The sequence below is a fragment of the Calothrix anomala FACHB-343 genome (assembly GCF_014696435.1).
Lineage (GTDB): Bacteria > Cyanobacteriota > Cyanobacteriia > Cyanobacteriales > Nostocaceae > Aulosira > Aulosira anomala_A.
The window spans coordinates 131,512-153,843 of sequence record NZ_JACJQG010000001.1; the positions used below are offsets into that span (position 1 = coordinate 131,512).

Consider the following 22,332-nt stretch of genomic DNA (forward strand, 5'->3'; position numbering starts at 1 on the left):
TTTTAATATATTTTGGCTAAATTTAACCGATTAAAAATATAGAATTTGTTAGTTAAAATCACGTAGTAGCTATTATAACTTTATATCTTCTTTATAAAAACTAGATAATTCTTTATTATTTTTATATAGAATTTGAAATATTAGCTGTTAAATTCTATTGATACTTATTGATAAAGCTGCACTACCATAATTTTTATAAGTTCTCTGCCTGTTATAAAAAAAATATTTGGTAATTGGTGCATATATGGAATGCATTGTAATCAATCTATTAATTACTGAATATTGTAGAGAATTTATTTGATTTGATTTTGTAATTATCTACTGTTTTGTCGGATAGTGACATTTTTCGTAACTATCAAATCATTCATTATTTTTATACAAACAAAATGAAAGTAGTAACCAGAGAATATTCATACCAACTTTCATCTCTACAGCAAGGAATGCTGTTTAATAATTTAGTTGCTCAAAAATCGGGAGTAGATATTGAGCAGATGATCTGTTTAGTACATGAAAAAATTGATGTTTTTGCCTTTCAACAAGCATGGCAGAAAGTTGGAGAACGACACGCAGTTTTGCGAACTAGCTTTGATTGGCAAAGTCAACGAGAACCTCAGCAATATGTACATCAAAAAGTAATCATTCCTCTGGAACAGCAAGATTGGTGTGACTTGTCTGACACAGAACAATCAACTAAATTACAAGCCTATCTGCAAAGCGATCGCACTCTTGGCTTTGAGTTAAATGTCGCGCCATTAATGCGCCTTGCATTATTTCATCTGAGAGAATCTGTCTACCAATTTATTTGGACTTTTCACCATGCTTTGTTAGATGGTCGTTCCTTGTCAATCATTCTTAAGGAAGTGTTCGCTTTTTATGACGCTTTCTGCGAAGGCAAAGACTTACAACTTCCCCAACCCCGTCCTTATCAAGATCACATTACATGGCTACAGCAACAGGATTGGTGTAAGTCCGAAAGTTTTTGGCGGAACTTGCTCAAAGGCTTTACCGCACCCACTCCTTTATTATTAGACTCAAATCCCCGCGATCAAAGCGGTTTTGGCGAGCAAGCAATCCGGCTCTCAGAAAACACTACAGCGATGTTGCAGTCTTTAGCACAACAACATCAACTCACAATCAATACTTTAGTACAGGGCGCTTGGGCGATACTTTTGAGTCGTTACAGTGGTGAAAGCGATATTGTATTTGGTGCTACAAGAGCCTGTCGTCATTCCTCTGTAGCGGGAGCTGAATCAATGGTAGGACTGTTGATCAATACCTTGCCAGTTCGAGTCAGCGTTTCCGGGGAGAAATCTCTTCTGACTTGGCTCAAAGAATTGCGATCGCAGTGGGTAGCTTTGCGAGACTATGAACATACCCCCCTAGTCAACGTGCAAAGATGGAGCGATGTGCCACCAGGAAAGCCCTTATTCGATAGTATTTTGGTATTTGAAAACTATGAATTAAATTCGGCTTTACGTTCTCAGGGTGGTAGATGGCAAAACCTGGAATTCCGGCTAGAAGAACAAACTAACTTTCCTCTGACATTGGTTGGTTATGCAGAGTCAGAACTTTTACTGAAACTCAAATACGACCAAAATCTCTTCGATAATGCCAAAATCGCTCGGATGCTGGGACACCTTGAGACTTTATTGTCCAGCATGGCAAATAATCCCTGGCAGTGTTTAGGAGAATTACCACTATTGACAAGCGATGAAAAACATCAAATGTTAATTGAGTGGAATCATACACAAGCAGATTTTGCAGAGCAACTTTGTATTCATCAACTATTTGAGGCGCAGGTAGAGCAGACACCCGATGCTGTAGCCGTCGTCTGTGGAGAGGAACAACTAACCTACCAACAGTTGAACTGTAGAGCTAATCAGTTAGCCCATCACTTGAAGCAACTGGGTGTTAAGCCTGGGGTGTTAGTTGCTGTATATTTAGAGCGATCGCTAGAAATGATTCCGACGGTGCTAGGGATTTTAAAAGCTGGAGGTGCATACGTGCCACTAGAACCCAGTTTTCCGAAAGCACGCATTCAATTACTGCTGTCTTCTCTAGAAATTAACTGTATAGTCACCCAAACTTGGTTGTTACCTAATATTCATGAGCTAGAACTGATCGCACTACAACACTTAATCTGTTTGGATCAATCTGCACATACTCAATCTGTATGGCAAGTTGGACATCAGCAGGTATGGAATCGTTCTTATCTAGATTTACTGCCTACAGAAAATTTACCGACATCTGCCAATTCAAATGATATTGCCTATGTGATTTTTACTTCTGGCTCTACAGGCACACCAAAAGGGGTTGTGGTTCGTCATCAACCAGTAATCAACCTGATTGAGTGGGTTAACAAAACATTTAATATTAATTCTGCTGACAGAGTTTTATTTATCACATCCTTGTGTTTTGACCTGTCAGTTTATGACATTTTCGGATTATTAGCCGCAGGTGGTTCAATTCGGGTTGTCCCTAGCGATGATGTGCGAGATCCAGAAGCTTTGTTGCACATTCTTTGCCATGAGCCAATCACATTCTGGGACTCTGCACCGCCTGCACTGCAACAACTCGCTGGCTTTTTCTCCCAGGTTCAACAAAGTAATTGCCATCCCCAATTGCGGCTAGTATTTATGAGCGGTGATTGGATACCAGTCACACTGCCAGATTTACTTAAAGCTACCTTCCCAGGAGTAGAAGTAATTAGTTTGGGTGGTGCAACGGAAGCAACAGTTTGGTCTAATTATTATCCCATTGGCAAAGTCGAGCCACATTGGAAGAGTATTCCCTATGGTAAACCCATCCAAAACGCTGAATATTACATTCTTGATGATTATCTTAATCCCTGTCCGATTGGTGTTTCTGGGGAATTGCATATTGGTGGAGAATGTTTAGCCTCTGGCTATTTAAATCAACCCGAACTTACAGCCCAAAAATTCATTCCCAATCCTTTTAGCGACAAAAAATCAGCACGACTCTATAAAACAGGAGACTTAGCTCGCTATCTGGCTGATGGTAACATTGAATTTCTCGGTCGGATTGACCATCAGGTAAAGATTCGCGGTTTCCGCATCGAGTTGGGAGAAATTGAGAGTGTATTAGCACAACACGACTGTGTACAGGAAACTGTAGTTATAGCGCGGGAAGATGAGCCAGGAAATAAGCGATTAGTAGCTTATGTAGTAGTCAATGGTGAGTCTAAACCGACGATGAATGAATTGCGGCGTTTTCTGCGAGAGAAATTGCCAGATTATATGATTCCATCTGCCTTTGTTGCGATCGCCAAAATTCCCCTGACTCCTAATGGTAAGGTAGACCGCCGCGCTTTGCCCATCCCTGACCAAAGCCGACCAGAATTAGAAAAAGCCTTTGTTTCGCCAAAAAACACCGTAGAAATCGAGTTAACGCAAATTTGGTCAGCGATTTTAGGTATTAAGTCAATTGGCATCAGCGATAATTTCTTTGATTTGGGCGGAGATTCCCTATTAGCGGTAAAATTATTTACACAAATCGAAAAGAAATTTGGTCAAAAACTTCCCCTAGCTACTTTGTTACAATCACCGACTATAGAACAATTAGCTAGCATTCTCAGTCAATCAAATACACTAGCTTCTTGGTCTTCTCTGGTAACTATTCAGCCTGGTAGCAGTGAGAAACGCCCTTTATTCTTAATCCATGCCTTGGGAGGTAATGTAATTGGCTACCAAAGTCTAGTGCGTTACCTGGGTAAAGAACAACCTGTGTATGGGTTACAAGCACAAGGACTTGATGGTAAACAAGCTCCCCACACGAGAGTTGAGGACATGGCATCTCACTACATCAAAGAAATGCGCACTGTTCAACCGCATGGCCCCTATCTGTTGGGTGGTTTCTCTAGTGGCGGGACAGTTGCTTTTGAAATGGCGCGTCAGTTAGTTGCTCAAGGCGATCGCGTGGCTTTACTAGCTATGTTTGATACATATAGCCCTAGTTTGTATATCAATAATCCTTCCCTATTGCGTACACTTTATGTCTATTTGCTAACCTTCTGGCGACTGAGATCAACAGATAGATGGAACTATTTTCTCGCCAAACTAGATTGGTTGGGATCTATGTTAACTGGGAAACCAAGCAGCAAGTTTGACTTGTGGAATGAACACTCTTTTACTGAAGATGCCAACCCTTACAACATGGCATTAATAGAAGCTCTCAAGCAAGCGACAATGGCGGATTATATACCACAACCCTATGCTGGTAAGGTAACTTTATTTACTACTAATGAAGTATTGAGATGGTGTCAGTTCAAACCCTGTAGAGGCTGGAAGGGAATGGCTAAACAAGGAGTGGAGATTCACGAGGTTCCTGGGACACATCTCGGTATGCTGGGAGAACCAACGGTGCAGACTTTAGCCAAAAAATTAATTGTTTGCTTAGAACAGGCACAAGCAGAGAATCAGGTATTCAGCAGTTTCACTTTTAATTGACGCCTGAAAACTCATTATCACAGCAACAAAAAACCCCGGTAACTAACCGGGGTGATGAGGAAGAGGTTTATTGACTATGAGATATCCTGATACCGAAATCAGAAAATTTAATTAAAAATTTTAGCTAACGCTTAAACCTACTAAAACAAGGGTGGTAACAAGTAATGTAGCGAATCCAGCTTGTAAGAGGTATTGGCGTTGTTCCCAAATTGTTGGGTATTCAGCGTAGTAAATCTGAGGTTCTGTTGCGTAGTTGTTGAGAACGCCGTCTTCATTAATTGTTGTATACATAGTTTTTTCTCTCGCCTTGTTAACTTATGTAACTAAATTTAACAAGTTTGTTACAAATAGTCAACACTGCTTGACAAATAATTATGGATACTATCCATAAATGAGACTTATCAATGATGGGGATGAGGAGACTTGGGAGACTTTCGGCAAAAATCTCTCGCTCCGAAAAAGCCTTCAGGCTCAAGCCTGAGGCTATACGAACAAAGCCCACCTGCGTGGGCTAAAATGCTTTATTTTTATAGTTTGTGTAGACAAACTTGGTATAGTAGCCGTAGCCAGAGCTGATGGCGACTGTGAAAACATGCCCTAGTCCCTAGCCCCTATTTACTTAACTTCGCTGGGTTCAAACTTAGCTATTTTGCCTTTCTTGATAGCGACAACGACATCGTAGGTAGTACAGTAAGCGATGGTCACATCGTTGGCTTTGTTGTAAAGATTAACTACCATACCTGCACCGCCAGGTTGTACAGAAATTGGCTCTAAATCGCCAAAAAAGTAACGGCGTAAAGCGTCACCGCTACCAAATTCACCTTTATGCTTGGAAAGAAATTCAATTTTTTGTTGAGGAGTTAAGCCTGTTGCATCTTTGGCTTCTGCGGCTGAGGCTTGAGCTAGTAAAGGATTGATGGCTTTAATGGGAGTATCCCAAATTGTAAAACAACCAACTAAAGCAACTGTTGTGAGTATGGGGGCGAGTTTCATTTGTGACTCCTAATCTGGTACATCTGGCGAACAACCTCAATATCGTTGTTGCGACTGAAGCCTGTGTGAAACTCAACTATTATTTTGATGAATTTATGCGTTGAGAAATTTAATTTAGTTCTCAGCGTTTGCTCATAGAGGAATGGTAGTTTTAATTGATTGAAGAAAGGCAGAGGGCAGTCTCGATGAACAAAGGAAAAGGGGGACAAGGAGGACAAGGGAGAAATCACTCTTTCAAGCTAGCCCCTCATGGGAAAAGTCTACAACTAAATATGAAAATCTGTCTTGCCAATACCCAATGCCCAATGACGCCACTTGCTTTAAGCCGGGAAACCCGTCCAACGCAGTGGCTCCCCAATGCCCATTTCAAGCTAGAAGGTGACTAATGACTAATGACTAATGACTAATGACTAATGAAAAGACAACACAGCCTGAGCGATAAAATTCCAGGGAAAGTCTATCTCTGGCTAGCGATTCTCATCTTTGGCGCATCTAGTGCAGTCACCCGCAAGTTAACAGAAATTGGTGCTCAGAATTTAATAGGCGATCGCAATCCCATCTCTTTATGTAATGTTTTATTTGTTGGGAATCTTTGCGCTTTGCTGATAACTATCCCAATTTACTGGCGACAGTGGAAGCCAGCAAAGTTACGCCAGCTATCTAAAAGAGACTGGAACAGCCTCACCATTGTTGCTATTTTATCGGGGGCGCTGGTTCCTGGGTTAATTTTTCAAGCTTTAGCGATCGCACCTGTGAATAATATAGTTCTCATCGGACGCTTGGAACCACCGTTAACTTTGGCTTTTTCTTTTTGGTTATTGCGAGAACGGGTAACTAAATGGGAAACTGGTGGTGCGATCGCGGCATTTATTGGTGTAAGTCTCACCATTATCCTTCAGCCTCCTAGCCAAACAATGATGAGCATGGGCAGCTTGCACTTAGGTTTAGGGGAAATTTTAACAGCGATCGCTGCTTTAGCTGCTGCTATTTCGACAATTATTGGTAAAAAATATTTATCTCACGTGCCTTTAGGCATTTACAGTATATTTCGTAATGCTCTAGGAACTATAATTTTTTTCTGCATTGCTTTAGGGCTATATGGTAGAGAGCATTTTATGGATGTATTCTCGCCTTTTCTGTGGCAATGGATGTTAGTTTATGCTGCTGTAATTGTCGTTCTTGGACAGTTTTTTTGGCTTCAAGGTTTAAGAAATTCTACAGTATCCACAGCTTCTTTAATCGGTTCATTTACACCGATAGTAGGTATCATTGCTGCTTTTTTGGTATTAAATGAAGCCCCTAATATGGCTCAATATATTGGTGGTAGCTTGATTTTAGCAGGCATATTTATCAGTCAGCTTGGTATGAAACGTCAAACTGCTCGTGTAATTGCATCACCTCAGTTAAGTTCTACTCAGATAGAACAGAAAATAGACATGGGTATGGGATTTAAAGGACTTTAACACAATACAGTTCAGTTAAGAATAATTGTAGGTTGGGTAGAGCGAAAGCAAAACCCAACAAAGCCGCTTTGATGTTGGGTTGAGGAACGAAACCCAACCTACTTCTTTTCAAGTTTTTGATGCTAACTTACAGCAGTTTTCACCTATTTGAAGCACATCTGTCGTAGGGAACATCGACAATCTTTTGGTACATACAATAATTTTACTGGTGCCGTGCCCCTACAGCCTGGTCTATTTACCTGAAAATAGCTGTAACAAATCAATTTGACATTTGAAATTTTAGATTGGGGATTACCCGGAGTCAAGGTTTAACTGACTCCGGGATTTTCAATAATTATGGGAACTAGTAATTATCATCTTCAGTCGTCATACCTAAATATGTGTATCTTTTAATAGATACATAAGTTCAATGCTTGGCAGATAAAGTGTTTGAGATTATTAAGACGCCTTTCTACAAATTCAGGACTTACGCAAAGGTAACTAAAAAATGAACCGCAGAGAAGGCAGAGTTCACAGAGGAATAAAAGTTTGAGAGGTTTGATGCATGAGTCCTAAAATTGTTATAGAAAAAAGCTTTAACTCTATTAGAAACTTATTACAGTGGTATCAGCAGATATGAATATTAAGAAGCGTAAATTGTTGATTGGTTCTTTGTTTGCTGTATTGGTATGTGTACCTTTTGGTGTTGCAACTACCAGCAAAATATTAGCAGCAAATCCAATTCTGCAAGTGGCACAAGCAAGGTCTGCCTATAACCAATATATGCGTCAAGGTTACACTGCTACTAGGCAGAGAAATTACCGCAGAGCTTTAGGATTTTTTCAGCAAGCATTACAAGCAAGACCTGGAGATAGATACGCTAATGCAGCTATTAGAAACGTTCAAGGTTATATGCGAGGTCGGAAAACGTTAATCGGCTTTGTACCGGGTAAACCTGGTAGAGTCAGATCCGCCGCATCAAGGGGAACTTGCTTTCAAAATGCAGATGTAGCGATTCCTTTAATTCCTAGTAGTAAGGAAGCTCAACACACCACAAAAGATCATCCTACATTCTTTTTCTACATTCCAAAAACTTCTAAAACAGTAGCAGGACTCGAATTTGCTTTGCGGGAAACTCCCGATAGCGATCCTATATATAAAGAAACTTTCCCGCCAGTTGGAGAAGCGGGAATTGTGAGCGTTACTTTACCTGCTAATCAACCAGCTTTACAAGCAGATAAAGAATATTATTGGAATTTTTCGATGATTTGCGATCCTAACAGTCGCGATTTAGATGTCTTCCTAGAAGGCACAATTGAAGTCATGCAGGATGAAAACATTGCTGCTCAGATACAAGAAACATCCAAACCTTTAGATCGTGCGGTTCTCTATGCAACTGCTGGCTTTTGGGAAGACGCCATTAGCATTTTAGCTGATTTACGCCGTCAAAATCCCAATAATCCAGAAATTCAACAATATTGGGCAGATTTATTAAAATCCGTGAACCTGGAACAGGTGACAGATAAGCCTTTATTACCTTGTTGTACTCCCCAGAGTTGAGATTTCTGGGGGCTAGGGGACAAATGAATATTGACTCTTGTACAGACGCGATTAATCGCGTCTCTAACAAATTACCAATGACCTTTTTTGAATTCAAAATGCAAAATTCAAAATTCAAAATAGAGGAAAAGAGTAATTTTGAATTAATTAATCCTTCGAGTCAAAGCCCCACCACAATCTCTGATTTGGTGGTCTTTAATTAGTGGTGAGTCCAAGCTCCCACTAATTGTCTTTAATTTTGAATTTTGAATTTTTAATTTTGAATTGGAGCGAAGCGACTTGACTAAACCCGCTTCCAAGGTGCAAAAGCGTTCTTGAGGCCAGATAGAGAACGATCCAAGCTAGGTAGGTGACGTTGTAGGACAGTTAACATGCCGTTGTTGTCAATCCAGTCTAGACCAAACTGGGTATAAACTTCGGCGCGATAGTCTTTGGTGAAGAAGCGATCGCTCTTTAAGCGTCGCGAAGCCATTAAGATAAATACACGAAAGGCTGTATCGCTAAAACCAAAGCCTTTGGGTAAGTCTTCGGCAAACATCCCCACCATTAAATCAACGCTGTTGATATCGTTGTTGTAAACTTCCCGCAGTTCTTTTACCCAGGTTTGATTGCTGGTAATCTCTTCAAAGGATTTTATCCGCCCGCGACCAATAATTTCGCGAAAATCATTATAGCGGGGTACTCCACGTTCGCGATCGCGCAGGATATCAATAGCCGCTAAATCGAAAACTTCGCCGTTGTCGCGAATTAATTTCTGTAAAGCTTTGGGATAATTGTGCAAGGTAATCGCCCCCGGATGAGCGATACCTAAAGAATAAAATAAATCTGCCAAGCCAATTTCTTCTACTACCCCCCTAGACCTTTTACCTGCGACTTCAAAAAAGTCACCTTTGCGCAGTAATTTACCGTTTCCGTGGGAATAAAACTCAAATTCATCAGGAATTAGGGGATGTAAGCGATATACGCTGACGAATTCTTCTGTAATGTAGTAAGGTGCTGTGTGGTGATCGGTAGGTGAACCAATAATGCCGCTAATTGTCTCACCGTCACCAATCCGCCCGAAAATCCGTTTGATATTTTGACCGAGTAACCCCCACCAGTTAGCATTCATGGCAATTTGCAAAGCTGGATGGGAGAGAATACCAGGAGTCCATTCAACGGTATGGATTTTCGCCATTAATGCAGCGTTAATTAATCGCGCATGATCGAAAAGGTCGTCATCTTTCCAATCTGGGTATTGTTGTTTGAGGCGATCGCAAATTGTGTTATGTTCTCTGACAAACAGAGTATGCAGCAAACTTAAGCCAATCCACCAGTTGTCATTAAAACCTGTGCGATCGATACCATTGGTATCAACTGGTAATAGACCATTATCACCAATAATTAATTTGCCATCAATATGCGATCGCAATTGATCGACCTGCTCCGGATGACTACCATAAATTTGCGAACCATCCCACCAATGGGTCACTTTATTAATAAATGTCGGCGGTTCTGATGTTTCTTTTTGTGGGCGAGTTTTATCAACTAAAGTTTCCTTAATCGCCATCGGTCGATGTTCTTGCGGCCAGGGATCGTTTTCTGCTAGGGGAATGACAATTTTTTTATCTGGTTGGTTATCACCATGAGAAAACCAGTCATGGTTTTGAAATTGAATCCAAGCAGCTGCCAAAATATTTAAAGATTCGGCGGGAATAAATTCATCTCGCCCCAACAACCGTTGGCTAACTTCGCGCGGATTCGGGTTAAGGAGATTTTGCCGATCTACTTTCACCTCTGTCAACGGTACATTCCGCCCTAAGCGAGTATTAACCATCCCCATTTGTGGCTGCTTGAGGTCGTTAAAACTACCGTCAGCAGTCCGCGCTACCAAATGACGACCATCAGGACTAGGCTGGGGATCGGGAAGCTTATCTGTGTCTGGTAATTGAGAAGTATCGTGGAGATTTTTCTGTCTCAGTTCTTTGCGAAACCCAGATAATTTTAACAATGCTAATAGTGTTGGTAGACGATGCCAGGGAATTCCAAACATTTGACAAATTCCTTGAGTTTATTTTTAGACTATAAATTCTGGTTTTTCGTTATTATTACTTACAATCAAATTTTCTCAATTCCTGAAGACATAACTATTTTTTAGTAATCTACCTTAGCGTTAATATTTATTAAGAAAATAAGGTAAATAACAATAATTCTGCTTTCCTAATTCACCGATCAGGTTCATAAGGGAAAAGTATTTTATCTCAATTCATATTTGCCAATATAGTTATATTCATTTAAGTTAGTCGGCATAATTAAGTGCAAAATAGTTTGGTTGTTGACTGTTGACTGTTGACTGTTGACTGTTGACTGTTGACTGTTGACTGTTGACTGTTGACTGTTGACTGTTGACTGTTGACTGTTGACCGTTGACCGTTGACTATTGACTGCCAACGCAACATTACTAACTTTTTCCCAAAATGAATAGTACCCCAAAGGGTAATATGCAAGGATGTAGAATTATTGAGAATAGAGAATAGAGAAATTTTGCAGCCTGAAGTAAATCGCTGTAAATAAACGCAAATACCCTCAAAAACCTACCTCTTGTACAGACGCGATTCATCGCGTCTCTTTACCCAAATTCATCGCGTCTCTTTACCCAAATTCATCGCGTCTCTTTACCCAAACTCATGGAGCTATAAAGATGTTTAATCAATTGAAGCTCAAACCATTGCGGATCAGAATTCCCTTTTTAATAGACGTAATCTTTGTTTCCGATCCTGTACAAATCAGACTAATTGAGAAATCTGGGACTGTCGATAGATTACATAGCTATCCGACAAAATCTTTACCTTGGTGGGTAAAGTTTTATTTCTCCTCAACCAAGTTTTACGATCAACAGCGTGATTTGTGGTTTTGTCCTTTTGAATCAAAAGATAATTCCAGTTATTATCCTAGACGAGCGTATTTAGAAGAAAAAGTAGCCTTAAGTTATAGCCAAGAAGATGTGCAAAAAATTGCTGAATTATTAAGAACAGATGCTGAAGATGAAGTTTTAGCACATGCAATGGTGCAAATAGTCAATCGCCGATTTTTTGATCAAGATGTACCTTTAGAAATTACTCGTGAGGCAAAAGATACAGTTCAAAGCTTACCGGAAGCCATATTACCTTGGAAGTATATTCGCGGTAAAAAAGCACAAGCAAAAATTATGAATTACTGTCAAGGTAATTTACCCCAAGGCGTGCATATTCTTGATGTAGGGCATAATATTGGGGAAGTAGTTCAAGCTTCAGCGTTATCTTTGAAAAAATTAAAAGAAAACCTCAATCAGCCAATTGAACGCACATTTACCGACAATGCGCCTACGCCGCAAGTACCGAGAATAGCTATTAAACCATCAACTTTTGACGGGATGTTGCGATCGCCTACTACTCCCGGAAAAACTGTACTATTATTGATGATTGCTAAAGCTGCGGCGGAAATTCAGGATTTATCTTTTACTTTTAGTACTGGGAGTTCTGAAAGAGAGTGCGTGTTTAAAGATTTTTTCCTGAAATTTATGGCTGATTTACAGCAGGAATTGAAGCAAGGCGCATTATAGCTCAATACGGTTCAGTTAAGGATAATCGTAGGTTGGGTTGAACGAAGTGAAACCCAAAAAAACCTCGGAAATGTTGGGTTTCGTTCCTCAACCCAACCTACACAGTTTAAGGTTTTCAAGGCTAACTGAACTGTATTGTTTTATAAGTTTCAAGCGGCATAATATCTTGAGGTTGCCATAACCAGTGATTACCGCGATCGTTAACTAATTTCAGTTCAGCAGCAATATCTATATCTTGGTCTAATTTCCACCAATTTCTTCCTCGTCCTATACTAGCGAATGTGGAAATACCTCCGGGTGATGTGCCGTCTGGCAAAGTGGTCATAACAAAGATGGTACCGTTCTCCTCAAATGTTGCTATATCTTTATTTAGTCTCACATTATCCATTCTGGGAGAATTAGCATTGCCTTGACGGTATAAAGAAATAGGCGTTTTAGGCATTTAAACAGTAATGCATTATTTATTCTTGATTGGTAAAAAAATATATATGACTTGTGCATAACTGCAATATAATTTTATGTTTATTTAACAGATTATTGCGCTGATGAATGTTGTGGAAATACAATTACCTAATCCTCCTACCTATAAAAAAAGCGATCGCCTTTTCAAAGAGCGATCGCTTTTTTAGTTCAATCTCAAACCTTTACACCAAAAGTGTCTGCAACAAAGGTCTATCTTCCGATATCTTACCTGTACGCAACCATTCATTTAATTCTTCTGGTGCGACAGCTTGCTTGAGACGTTCGCGCAAAGATGCACCTTCTAAAATCTCTTGTTGCAACAGTTCTTGTGCAGTATCTTCTAGCAATGTCCGGTTATGTTGCAGAATACTTAAAGCGATGTGGTGAGCATTATCTACACTTTGCTTCACTTCTCTATCAATTTCCTCTGCAACTTGGGGACTAATCGAACGGCGAGGATTTCCATAGCCTTCGATAAATTGCTGTTGAATTTTCTCGAACGCTACAGGGCCGAGTTTATCGCTCATACCATAGATGGTAATTGCTCGTTCTGCTAAATCTGTCGCTTTTTGGATATCGTCAGACGCACCAGTAGACACTTTACCAAACACAACTTCCTCAGCCGAACGTCCGCCTAATAAAGTGGCAATTCTACCGCGAATTTCGTCTTCTACCATCAAAAAGCGGTCTTCTTCTGGCATTTGGATTGTATAACCCAAAGCACCAACACCACGGGGGACAACGGAGATTTTTTCTACTTTACCAGCCCCAGGCATTAATGCACCGACGATCGCGTGACCAACTTCATGATAAGCTACGGTCTTTTTCTCGGTTTCATTTAACACGCGAGAACGTTTTTCTAAACCAGCCACTAAACGCTCAATCGCTTCGTTAAAATCTGCCATGACTACGGCTTGGCGATTTTGACGGGCTGCTAGCAGTGCGGCTTCGTTAACTAAGTTAGCTAAGTCTGCACCTGCAAACCCTGGTGTACGGATAGCGATAGTAGCTAAATCAACATCATCAGCTAATTTAACGTTTCTAGCGTGAACCTTGAGAATCGCTTCTCGACCGATTTTATCAGGGCGATCCACAACAATTTGGCGGTCAAAGCGTCCGGGACGACGTAATGCAGGGTCGAGGACTTCAGGACGGTTGGTAGCGGCGATAATAATGACACCTGTATTAGCATCAAAACCATCCATTTCCGTGAGTAACTGGTTGAGGGTTTGCTCGCGTTCGTCGTTACCGCCCACAAAACCGCCAGCACCAGCACGAGATTTACCCAAGGCGTCTAATTCATCAATAAAGACGATACAGGGTGCTTGTTTTTTCGCTTGCTCAAATAAATCACGAACCCGCGCCGCACCGACACCAACGAATAATTCGATGAATTCCGAACCAGAAATACTGAAGAAAGGAACGCCAGCTTCACCTGCGATCGCTTTTGCTAATAATGTCTTTCCTGTCCCTGGAGGCCCTACCAACAATGCACCCTTAGGAATTTTCGCGCCTAAGCGGGTGTATTTATCGGCATTTTTCAAGAAATCAACAATTTCTTCTAATTCCACCTTGGCTTCATCGACACCAGCCACATCCGTAAATTTCACACCTGTGCTGCCATCAGAAGAAATCCGCGCCTTACTTTTACCTACCGTTAACGCAGCCGGCCCGCCGCCTTGACGATTCATCAAAAATGCCCAAATACCAAAGAAAATTAACGGTGGCGCTACCCAGCTAATTAAAGTCCCCAGCCAACCATTTTGATCTGGCGGTGGTGCAGCAAACTCAACGTTATTCTCCCGGAGAATCTTTGGTAAATCCAAGTCAATAGCTACTGGTGTAGTACTTAATACCTGTTCTGCTGGTTTACCATCGGGGGTTTGGGTTTTGATCATATATTGAATGCGATCGCCACCAATTATTGCCCGTTCAACTTTACCAGCTTGCACTTGGCTAATAAAGTCACTATAAGGAACCTGGGGCAATTTCGGCCCAAAGAAACTGGGAACAATTAAGTTAAGCAGCAATAAGAAAGTTACTAATATCAAGAAGCTGCCACCAAACTGCCGCCATCTCGAAGGTTTCATTTGATTTTTATTATTAGTTTCTACAGGCATTATGATGTACCCTCAAATAAATTTTTTTGTAAAGCGGCGGGGCTAGGGAAGGAGGACAAGGGGGACAAGGGAGACAAGGAAGACAAGGGGGAACAATTGTAGAGACGCGATTCATCGCGTCTCTGCCCAAGATTCATCGCGTCTCTTGCCCAATGCCCAATGCCCAATGCCCCATGCCCAACAACGTAACGTTAATTGCAAAGTTTTGTTGCAGTTAGGACTATTCTAGAAACTAGATGGCGTAAACCCAATTGGGGTATACCCGACAGAAAAATGCGTATTGCCGAACTTGTATGGAAAATAAGCTGGGATTGTTGCTAAAAGTATTTGTACTCTCGACTGTGCTGTCGTTTTTGATTAAATATGCAGCACCGAGTTTGCGGGTTCCGGGGACAGATGCGGTAGCTTTATTGATGGTTTTGTCCCCGCCTGTGATTATGGCGATCGCATTATTCTGGCGATTTCAGACACAAAGGCAAAATTAAACCTTCGTCCTATAGACCGCAGTTGCTAAAATCAGCTAACCTAGCTGCATTGTCAGGAATAATGTAGCTAGCCAACTGTCGGGAGTCAGCCTGTGAACTTAGGTCAATGGATTGGCTTAATCGCCATAGTTCTTTCCTTATACATATTGTGGCAAATAAAAGAAGTTTTATTACTGATGTTTGCCGCAGTTGTATTAGCTACTAGTTTAAATCGCCTAGCGCGATGCTTCCAAAGCTGGGGAATGAAGCGCGGCTTCGCCGTTATACTTTCGGTGGTGATATTTTTTGCCTTGATTGTGGGCTTTTTCCGGGTAATTGTCCCGCCGTTTGTGACTCAGTTTCATGAACTCACATACCGAGTTCCCCAAGGTTTAGAACGTTTTAATGGTTGGTTTAACGAACTGAAAACCCAGGTTCCCGATCAGTTAATACCTTATATTCCCGATTTAGATAGTCTTATTCAACAGGCACAGCCATTCATTAATAAGCTAGTCGGAAATTCTTTTGCCTTTGTTTCTGGTTCCTTAGAAGCACTGCTAAAAATTCTGTTGGTGCTGGTTTTAACTGGTATGTTATTAGCCAATCCTGACGCTTATCGCCGTGTATTTGTCCGCCTTTTCCCCTCATTTTATCGGCGGCGAGTAGACGGGATTTTAGATCAGTGTGAAACTTCCTTGGAAGGATGGGTAGTCGGTGCTTTGATTGCGATGGCTGTAGTTGGGCTGATGAGTTTCATTGGTTTATCAGCTTTAGGCGTTAAGGCTGCATTAGCTTTGGGTGTATTAGCCGGATTTTTAAACTTAATACCCAACCTCGGCCCGACATTGAGTATAGTTCCCGCAATGGCGATCGCACTTTTAGATGCACCTTGGAAAGCTGTTGCTGTCTTGATTCTCTACTTTGTGATTCAACAAGCGGAAAGTAATTTTATTACACCAGTTGTCATGGCGCATCAAGTTTCATTATTGCCAGCCGTGACATTAATTTCGCAATTATTTTTTGTGACTTTCTTTGGGTTTTTAGGATTATTTTTAGCTCTACCTTTAACAGTCGTTGCCAAAATTTGGTTACAAGAAGTTTTAGTTAAAGATGTTTTAGATGAATGGGGGCCGAGTCATGAACAAGAAGCTGAATTAGTCATAGTCTCTAGTTCTGGGAAATCAGACGATCCTTGGGATGGGGAGAATTCGGAGAGCGATAGAGAACAGCCAGTTGATGATGCAGTTCAGCGCGAAGAATAAGGCAGGGGGGACTCGGGGCCCCCTTTGGGGATTGGGGGGAGAGGGAGCAGGGAGCAGGGGAGACAAGGAGGACAAATGAATAAATATTGTAGAGACGCGATTCATCGCGTCTTTGCCCAATGCCCAATGCCCAATGCCCAATGCCCAATGCCCAATGCCCAATGCCCCATGCCCCATGCCCAATTTACCTAACCCTTGCTTTTAAAAGAATCTAACCATTCTCTAACTTGTTCGCGGGCAATATCCCGTCCACCAAGTCCAAAAGCTAGGGCAATAGCTACAGCGATCGCACCTAGCAACAAGCCAAATGCTAAATTTACAATATCGCTAGCTATACCAATTTGTCGCAGTGCCATTGCGGATACTAAGGTAATAATGGAAATCCGCGCTACTTGACCTAAAATCCTGGCTTGGGGACTCTCGGAACTAGCAATAATGCTAAATGCTAGGTTGGCTAAAAATAAACCAATGCCAAATACTACTAATCCTGAGAGAATTCGCCCAAATATAATCAGAATTCCCGATACCAATGCTGTTAGGGCAGCAATATTTAAAATATTTACTGCTGCGACTGTAGCAAATAGCATAATCCCGACTAAAACCACAATACCCACAATTTCTGATGGGGTACGGGTTGGTGTAGATACGGGTGCGCCAGTTTCAGTGTAGACGGCTGTTGGTCTTGGCGATGGTAAACCCAGTACGGCAAGTATGTTATTAAAACCAAAGCTAGTCAGGATACTCGTGACTAAATCGCCAACAAACCGCCCTAAGAAATAACCGAGAATCAGAATTGCGATCGCAGAAAATATCGCAGGTAAAGCATTGAGGATCTGCTGTAACATAGCGATCGCAGGCACAGATATCGCCTCAATTTTTAAAGCATTGAGAGATGCGATCGCGACAGGAATCAAAATTAAAATGTAGACAATTGTGCCAACAATATTCGATAGGGGTTGAACTCCTACTGTGGGCGAGATCCCAAATCGACTACCTAAATGGTCAATTCCTGTGGCGCTCAACAAATTGCTAATGACGCGCCGCACGATATTCGCCAAAAACCAGCCCACAGCCGCAATTAAGGTGGCTGCTAAAATATTCGGCAGAATTGACAGAATTTCGGTAATCAGCGCTTTTACTGGTTGTAACGCTTCCCTTAGTCCTAAAGTATCGAGAACGGGAACGAGAAATAGTAAAAAGATAAACCAGTACAGCGCATTAGCAATGGTTTCACTAGCAGACAACTGTGCAAAGCCAGATGTGCCATCTTCTGCTTCCTCATTCAAGCGTTCATCTAACCTGAGTACTTGCAGTGCGCGCAATGTCAACACCTTAACCAGCGTAGCCACTACCCAAGCGATACCGAAAAGAATCGCTGTACCCACTAACTTAGGTAAATAGCCTACCAGTTGATCCAGGGAATTATTCAACGGTCGTGAAGCTACTTCCAGTCCGAGAACTTGTAAGACAGCTACCACCGTCAACAGAATAATACTCCAAAAAACTAAGCCAGAGATTAATTGTTCCACTTGGGGAACATCTTCTCGACCTGTTACACCAGAGGCGATGCGGTTATCTATGTTCGTGCGATTCAAGACTTTTCGCGTTGCTGTCGCTACTATCGCCGCCAGCAACCAACCAATTAACAAAATTAATACAGCCGCCAGCACTTTAGGCATAAACTGAATTATCGGGTTGACCAGACCTTGTAAATCAGTAATTCCCTGGCTAACAGCTGGTTGTTCCGTTGGTGGTAGAGTTGGTGATTGTGCTAAAAATTGCTGCACCCTCATCGACAAACCACTTTCTATTACCTGGGTTATTTCCAGCCAATTTGCGTTCATGGTTTTTCGCAATTAAAAGTTAATTGTTAAGCCAGAATGTTGAAAATTACTTCTGGCGTGGATTGTGGTGTACAATCCGGCATTCCCGTAAGTTTACGGGCATTTTGCCTAACAATTTACCAGTAAAAACATATTTGCTACTTTTATCCAGACTAATTTTTAACATTCAAGTTAAAAGGGAACAGGGAATAGGGAATAGGGAACAAGGAACCGTTCCCCGTTCCCCGTTCCCCGTTCCCTATTCCCTTCTTCGATGAGTTAACCTAAAAAGCATAGCAATGCTGGGTTTTTCGACTTTTCGACAAATAAGAGAAAACAAAGATTTATATAAGTACTGATAGCCAAAATTAATACAAGTAGCTAGATAGTCAAAAATTGTCGGCTCGTACTAATTTTCTGCTGAAAGCTTAGATTTACTGCCAATACAGCAATTATTAAGAAGTATAAATACGTAGTATGCTGATGCTTGGCCTTTAAAAATCAAGTCCAAGTCATGAAAAATAACTTCATAAGATTCATACTTAGCGGAGTGGTTGTCAGCGTAGGACTGTCGCCAATGTTAGTGCAAGCACAACAGCAGGCTACTAACACTCAAGTTGCAGCAATGGTAGAAGCATTGCGTCAAGCCGCACCCCAAACTGGCTCCCAAAACGATGGACTTTATAGTCAATGGCAAGTTAAACCAGAAACTCTCAAAGGTTGGGCTAGAACTTGTTTGAAAAAAGAGATTACACCAACACAGTTTGAAAATAGCCCAGAAACAGCCCGCCAAATTGTTTCCTGTATCGCACGCCGCGAGTTAAACCAGCAATTGCGTGCCCGTAACAATAATGAAATAGGGGCGGTAAATGGTGTAGCTTGTTGGTGGATGACTGGCCAATACACAGGTTGTAATAGTGGCTTCACTGCTACCTATGTACAGAAAGTTGTCAAATTGTACCAGCAGGAACGTGGGAAACCAGCCACAAATCAAACATCCCGTTAGTACTGCAAAGCAGAAGCCAACCGTCAGTAGGGGCGGGTTTATTGAGAATTATCGTTGATCAGTGAGGATATTTGTGAACCCGCCCGTACAGTTGTCAACAGTCAAAAGAATTGTATTCTGGACTTTTACGCCATTTGAACTGGCATTTGGCAGAATTTAGCAAAAATTAAATTATTTTGGCGTTGCTAATGGATGGTTCAACAGCAACGCCATTATTTTGTCAATATTCTTATTTTTAGAGGTGATAATTTAACTTAACTTAAAGTGCGATCGCTCTTTACTCTAAAATTAGCGATCGCACTGACAATTTAACTGCCTGTAGAATTATTTCCTAGCAATTACCCATACAGCATGAATAATTCCCGGCAGATAGCCGAAAAATGTCAAGATAATATTTATCCAAAAATCTTTGCCAATCCCTACTTGCAAAAATACCCCTAAAGGTGGAAGAAAAACTGCTGCTAGAATCCGCACTAAATCCATATAAACCTCCTGTGATTTTAATAGCGAGCCGATTTACATTGAACCTCTTAAAGATAAAATCAGCCGTTTGGCTCAGTCTTACTCTCAAGTAATTAAGCTTGATTTAAGCGAACTATATAATGTTTTCGAGAAGGAGATGGTAAATTTTTTTCTCATTTCCTTTCCGCTGCATTTATAGTCATCTTCAAGTCCTAACTACTGATTTCCAGAAAATTTCATGACTAGCCACCACTGATTTTGGCTTTATAACCTAGCTTGGTTAAAATCTCCACAATTTTCTGTTTATGATCGCCTTGAATTTCAATTTCATTGTCCTTAACAGTACCGCCTGTACCGCACTGAGTTTTTAATTGTTTGACCAAATCATTCAAGGTTTCGGGTTTGGACTGAAAACCACTAATTACGGTGACAGTTTTACCTTTACGTCCCTTGCGGGTTGCTTGCACTTTTAGATTTTGCTGTTGCGGTGGTAATTCCGCAATCGGTCTTTCTACAGCAGGTGAGTTATCACCCCCAAATTCGCGATAGACGAAGTGTTTATCAGAAGAGTTGCCAGAAGACATAGAAGTTAGAAATTTTAATCAAAAGTTAAGAATCAAGTAAATAGGACTTACGCACCGAACACAAAAACCCTCACAAGGGTGGTCAAAAGTCAAAAGTCAATGGTCAAAATTCAGGTTTTTGGACTATTGACTATTGACCATTGACAAAAAGCATGAAAAATATCTGACACTGCGTAAGTCCTAGTAAATTCAAAATACACTGGGGAGTAGTAATATTAGCCGCGAGCGATCGCACTTCTTATCCCATACCGCCCAGACTTTTCTATAATAAAGTTCGTCCCATCGTAGAGATCAGTCCGTGACTACCACACCCATTTCTCCAAGTACCCCATCTACTGCTTCTGTTCCCGATACACAAGGACGCTTTGGACGCTTTGGCGGTAAGTACGTCCCGGAAACACTGATGCCTGCGCTGGCTGAATTAGAAGCAGCTTATCAGCAATATCGTCAAGATCCTGAGTTTCTTAACGAACTACAACAACTGCTGCGAGACTATGTAGGGCGCGCCACACCATTGTATTTTGCAGAACGCCTAACTGCTCATTATGCGCGCCCAGATGGTACGGGGCCGCAAATTTATTTAAAGCGAGAAGACTTAAACCACACTGGCGCACATAAAATTAATAATGCCCTGGGTCAAGTGCTGCTAGCAAAGCGCATGGGCAAAAAAAGAATTATTGCCGAAACTGGTGCCGGACAACATGGTGTAGCTACAGCCACAGTTTGCGCTCGTTTTGGCTTGGAATGCATTATTTATATGGGCGTTCACGATATGGAACGTCAAGCCTTAAATGTATTCCGCATGAAATTAATGGGCGCAGAAGTGCGTCCGGTATCGGCAGGAACCGGAACCCTCAAAGATGCTACTTCTGAGGCGATTCGCGATTGGGTGACAAATGTAGAAACCACTCACTATATTCTGGGTTCAGTTGCAGGCCCCCATCCCTACCCCATGATGGTACGTGATTTTCATGCCGTGATTGGTCAAGAAACTCGTGCCCAAGCTCAAGAAAAATGGGGCGGTTTGCCAGATATTCTCATGGCTTGTGTGGGTGGCGGTTCCAATGCAATGGGATTATTTTATGAGTTTATCAACGAGTCTTCGGTGCGCTTAATTGGTATTGAAGCAGCCGGAGAAGGTGTAGACACTAATAAACATGCCGCTACCTTGACAAAAGGACAAGTTGGTGTATTGCACGGAGCCATGAGCTATTTGTTGCAAGATGGGGATGGACAAGTAATTGAAGCTCACTCAATTAGCGCGGGGTTAGATTATCCCGGTGTCGGGCCAGAACACAGCTATTTGAAAGATACACAACGCGCTGAATATTACAGCGTCACCGATGCTGAAGCTTTAGCTGCCTTCCAAAAATTATCGCGCTTAGAAGGTATTATCCCAGCTTTGGAAACATCCCACGCGATCGCCTACCTGGAAACTCTCTGTCCACAACTCACTGGTAGCCCGCGAATTGTCATTAACTGCTCCGGACGCGGCGATAAAGATGTCCAAACTGTCGCTAAGTTCTTAAATCCTGCATAGTTGGGCATGGGGCATGGGGCATTGGGCATGGGACAAAAGTTTCCTGTGCCCTCTTGCTGACTATTTTTGTCTACTAGGGACGCGATCGCTAATATCATTTCACTTTAATATAGGGCAAAAAATATCTGTGTTGCCTTTTTTACTATTAATTAACTACCAATAAATACTGAATTTTTAATTATTAAAATAATATAAAAATAACTTTTCTCTGCAAATTTATTAAGACAATTTCTGTCAAGCAAATAATCTAATACAGCATAAATCCGTATAAATTCGCGAAGATATACATTGAATTAATTAATGCAAAATGTAGTTACCGTGACATTTGTCTAGATGATACTACATTATCTTTTTTAAAGATTCACATTATTTTCATATAGCACTAAAGCTAAACAGTTTAAGCATGATTAGCGATTTTGAATTGTGTAATTTTGGAGGTGTTTTATTATAGTTACTGTAAAGTAATTGCAAACTTTTTAAAGTTCATCAATCCTTCATATTATCCTAGTATTTCTGCTAGGAATAATACGATAGAGTAGAGGTCTTACCACTCTAGGCATCAGTAATT

Annotated in this window: 17 protein-coding genes; 8 read left to right on the forward strand and 9 right to left on the reverse strand. The window is 41.2% G+C overall.

Features of this window, described 5'->3' with window-relative positions; genetic code table 11:
* The first annotated feature begins 386 nt into the window (after positions 1–386).
* On the forward strand, positions 387–4,466 hold the full coding sequence (locus tag H6G08_RS00480; protein WP_190538342.1) for a non-ribosomal peptide synthetase: 4,080 nt from the start codon (positions 387–389) through the stop codon (positions 4,464–4,466).
* Between the two features lie 120 nt (positions 4,467–4,586).
* Here H6G08_RS00480 and psb34 read toward each other — a convergent pair whose 3' ends face one another.
* Together psb34 and H6G08_RS00490 are read right to left on the reverse strand one after the other, a co-directional pair.
* Positions 4,587–4,757 (reverse strand): photosystem II assembly protein Psb34, encoded by a 171-nt coding sequence (gene psb34 / locus H6G08_RS00485; protein ID WP_190538343.1) that lies wholly within the window; start codon positions 4,755–4,757, stop codon positions 4,587–4,589.
* A gap of 324 nt (positions 4,758–5,081) precedes the next feature.
* Complete coding sequence (locus H6G08_RS00490) at positions 5,082–5,459, reverse strand: hypothetical protein (RefSeq protein WP_190538344.1); 378 nt, start codon at positions 5,457–5,459, stop codon at positions 5,082–5,084.
* A gap of 413 nt (positions 5,460–5,872) precedes the next feature.
* Here H6G08_RS00490 and H6G08_RS00495 point away from each other — a divergent pair, with 413 nt between their 5' ends.
* Together H6G08_RS00495 and H6G08_RS00500 are read left to right on the forward strand one after the other, a co-directional pair.
* On the forward strand, positions 5,873–6,922 hold the full coding sequence (locus H6G08_RS00495; protein ID WP_190538345.1) for a DMT family transporter: 1,050 nt from the start codon (positions 5,873–5,875) through the stop codon (positions 6,920–6,922).
* A 615-nt stretch (positions 6,923–7,537) separates the two neighbouring features.
* On the forward strand, positions 7,538–8,461 hold the full coding sequence (locus H6G08_RS00500; RefSeq protein WP_190538346.1) for a DUF928 domain-containing protein: 924 nt from the start codon (positions 7,538–7,540) through the stop codon (positions 8,459–8,461).
* Positions 8,462–8,744: 283 nt separating this feature from the next.
* On the opposite strand, the gene H6G08_RS00505 is transcribed toward H6G08_RS00500, so the two are convergent.
* Complete coding sequence (locus H6G08_RS00505) at positions 8,745–10,493, reverse strand: peroxidase family protein (protein WP_190538347.1); 1,749 nt, start codon at positions 10,491–10,493, stop codon at positions 8,745–8,747.
* 203 nt (positions 10,494–10,696) lie between these two features.
* Positions 10,697–10,933 carry a hypothetical protein gene (locus H6G08_RS00510; protein ID WP_190538348.1) on the reverse strand — a complete coding sequence of 79 codons (237 nt, stop codon included), beginning with the start codon at positions 10,931–10,933 and terminating at the stop codon, positions 10,697–10,699.
* Positions 10,934–11,141: 208 nt separating this feature from the next.
* Here H6G08_RS00510 and H6G08_RS00515 point away from each other — a divergent pair, with 208 nt between their 5' ends.
* Positions 11,142–12,041, forward strand: a complete 900-nt coding sequence (locus H6G08_RS00515) for a hypothetical protein (protein ID WP_190538349.1) — start codon at positions 11,142–11,144, stop codon at positions 12,039–12,041.
* A gap of 121 nt (positions 12,042–12,162) precedes the next feature.
* On the opposite strand, the gene H6G08_RS00520 is transcribed toward H6G08_RS00515, so the two are convergent.
* Both H6G08_RS00520 and ftsH read right to left on the reverse strand, forming a co-directional pair.
* Complete coding sequence (locus H6G08_RS00520; protein ID WP_190538350.1) at positions 12,163–12,483, reverse strand: hypothetical protein; 321 nt, start codon at positions 12,481–12,483, stop codon at positions 12,163–12,165.
* A gap of 202 nt (positions 12,484–12,685) precedes the next feature.
* Complete coding sequence (ftsH, locus tag H6G08_RS00525; RefSeq protein WP_190538351.1) at positions 12,686–14,623, reverse strand: ATP-dependent zinc metalloprotease FtsH; 1,938 nt, start codon at positions 14,621–14,623, stop codon at positions 12,686–12,688.
* Between the two features lie 293 nt (positions 14,624–14,916).
* Here ftsH and H6G08_RS00530 point away from each other — a divergent pair, with 293 nt between their 5' ends.
* Complete coding sequence (locus H6G08_RS00530) at positions 14,917–15,108, forward strand: hypothetical protein (protein ID WP_190538352.1); 192 nt, start codon at positions 14,917–14,919, stop codon at positions 15,106–15,108.
* 92 nt (positions 15,109–15,200) lie between these two features.
* Positions 15,201–16,349, forward strand: a complete 1,149-nt coding sequence (locus H6G08_RS00535) for an AI-2E family transporter (protein WP_190538353.1) — start codon at positions 15,201–15,203, stop codon at positions 16,347–16,349.
* 188 nt (positions 16,350–16,537) lie between these two features.
* On the opposite strand, the gene H6G08_RS00540 is transcribed toward H6G08_RS00535, so the two are convergent.
* Complete coding sequence (locus tag H6G08_RS00540) at positions 16,538–18,193, reverse strand: mechanosensitive ion channel (RefSeq protein ID WP_190538354.1); 1,656 nt, start codon at positions 18,191–18,193, stop codon at positions 16,538–16,540.
* Positions 18,194–18,686: 493 nt separating this feature from the next.
* On the opposite strand from H6G08_RS00540, the gene H6G08_RS00545 reads away from it, so the two are divergent.
* Complete coding sequence (locus tag H6G08_RS00545; protein ID WP_190538355.1) at positions 18,687–19,178, forward strand: hypothetical protein; 492 nt, start codon at positions 18,687–18,689, stop codon at positions 19,176–19,178.
* 324 nt (positions 19,179–19,502) lie between these two features.
* On the opposite strand, the gene H6G08_RS00550 is transcribed toward H6G08_RS00545, so the two are convergent.
* Positions 19,503–19,661: a YqaE/Pmp3 family membrane protein gene (locus H6G08_RS00550; protein WP_096642965.1), complete on the reverse strand. Its 159-nt coding sequence runs from the start codon at positions 19,659–19,661 to the stop codon at positions 19,503–19,505.
* A gap of 221 nt (positions 19,662–19,882) precedes the next feature.
* The gene (locus tag H6G08_RS00555) at positions 19,883–20,224 is read right to left on the reverse strand and encodes a translation initiation factor (RefSeq protein ID WP_190538356.1); all 342 of its coding nucleotides are present in this window, start codon (positions 20,222–20,224) and stop codon (positions 19,883–19,885) included.
* Between the two features lie 298 nt (positions 20,225–20,522).
* Between H6G08_RS00555 and trpB the strand changes: the two genes are divergently transcribed.
* Positions 20,523–21,764 (forward strand): tryptophan synthase subunit beta, encoded by a 1,242-nt coding sequence (gene trpB, locus H6G08_RS00560; protein WP_190538357.1) that lies wholly within the window; start codon positions 20,523–20,525, stop codon positions 21,762–21,764.
* Positions 21,765–22,332 lie beyond the last annotated feature (568 nt).

Coding starts and splice junctions, on each gene's coding strand:
- H6G08_RS00480 (WP_190538342.1), top strand. CDS start 387: ATGAAAGTAGTAACCAGAGAATATTCATACCAACTTTCATCTCTACAG.
- psb34 (WP_190538343.1), bottom strand. CDS start 4,757: ATGTATACAACAATTAATGAAGACGGCGTTCTCAACAACTACGCAACA.
- H6G08_RS00490 (WP_190538344.1), bottom strand. CDS start 5,459: ATGAAACTCGCCCCCATACTCACAACAGTTGCTTTAGTTGGTTGTTTT.
- H6G08_RS00495 (WP_190538345.1), top strand. CDS start 5,873: ATGAAAAGACAACACAGCCTGAGCGATAAAATTCCAGGGAAAGTCTAT.
- H6G08_RS00500 (WP_190538346.1), top strand. CDS start 7,538: ATGAATATTAAGAAGCGTAAATTGTTGATTGGTTCTTTGTTTGCTGTA.
- H6G08_RS00505 (WP_190538347.1), bottom strand. CDS start 10,493: ATGTTTGGAATTCCCTGGCATCGTCTACCAACACTATTAGCATTGTTA.
- H6G08_RS00515 (WP_190538349.1), top strand. CDS start 11,142: ATGTTTAATCAATTGAAGCTCAAACCATTGCGGATCAGAATTCCCTTT.
- H6G08_RS00520 (WP_190538350.1), bottom strand. CDS start 12,483: ATGCCTAAAACGCCTATTTCTTTATACCGTCAAGGCAATGCTAATTCT.
- ftsH (WP_190538351.1), bottom strand. CDS start 14,623: ATGCCTGTAGAAACTAATAATAAAAATCAAATGAAACCTTCGAGATGG.
- H6G08_RS00530 (WP_190538352.1), top strand. CDS start 14,917: ATGGAAAATAAGCTGGGATTGTTGCTAAAAGTATTTGTACTCTCGACT.
- H6G08_RS00540 (WP_190538354.1), bottom strand. CDS start 18,193: ATGAACGCAAATTGGCTGGAAATAACCCAGGTAATAGAAAGTGGTTTG.
- H6G08_RS00545 (WP_190538355.1), top strand. CDS start 18,687: ATGAAAAATAACTTCATAAGATTCATACTTAGCGGAGTGGTTGTCAGC.
- H6G08_RS00550 (WP_096642965.1), bottom strand. CDS start 19,661: ATGGATTTAGTGCGGATTCTAGCAGCAGTTTTTCTTCCACCTTTAGGG.
- H6G08_RS00555 (WP_190538356.1), bottom strand. CDS start 20,224: ATGTCTTCTGGCAACTCTTCTGATAAACACTTCGTCTATCGCGAATTT.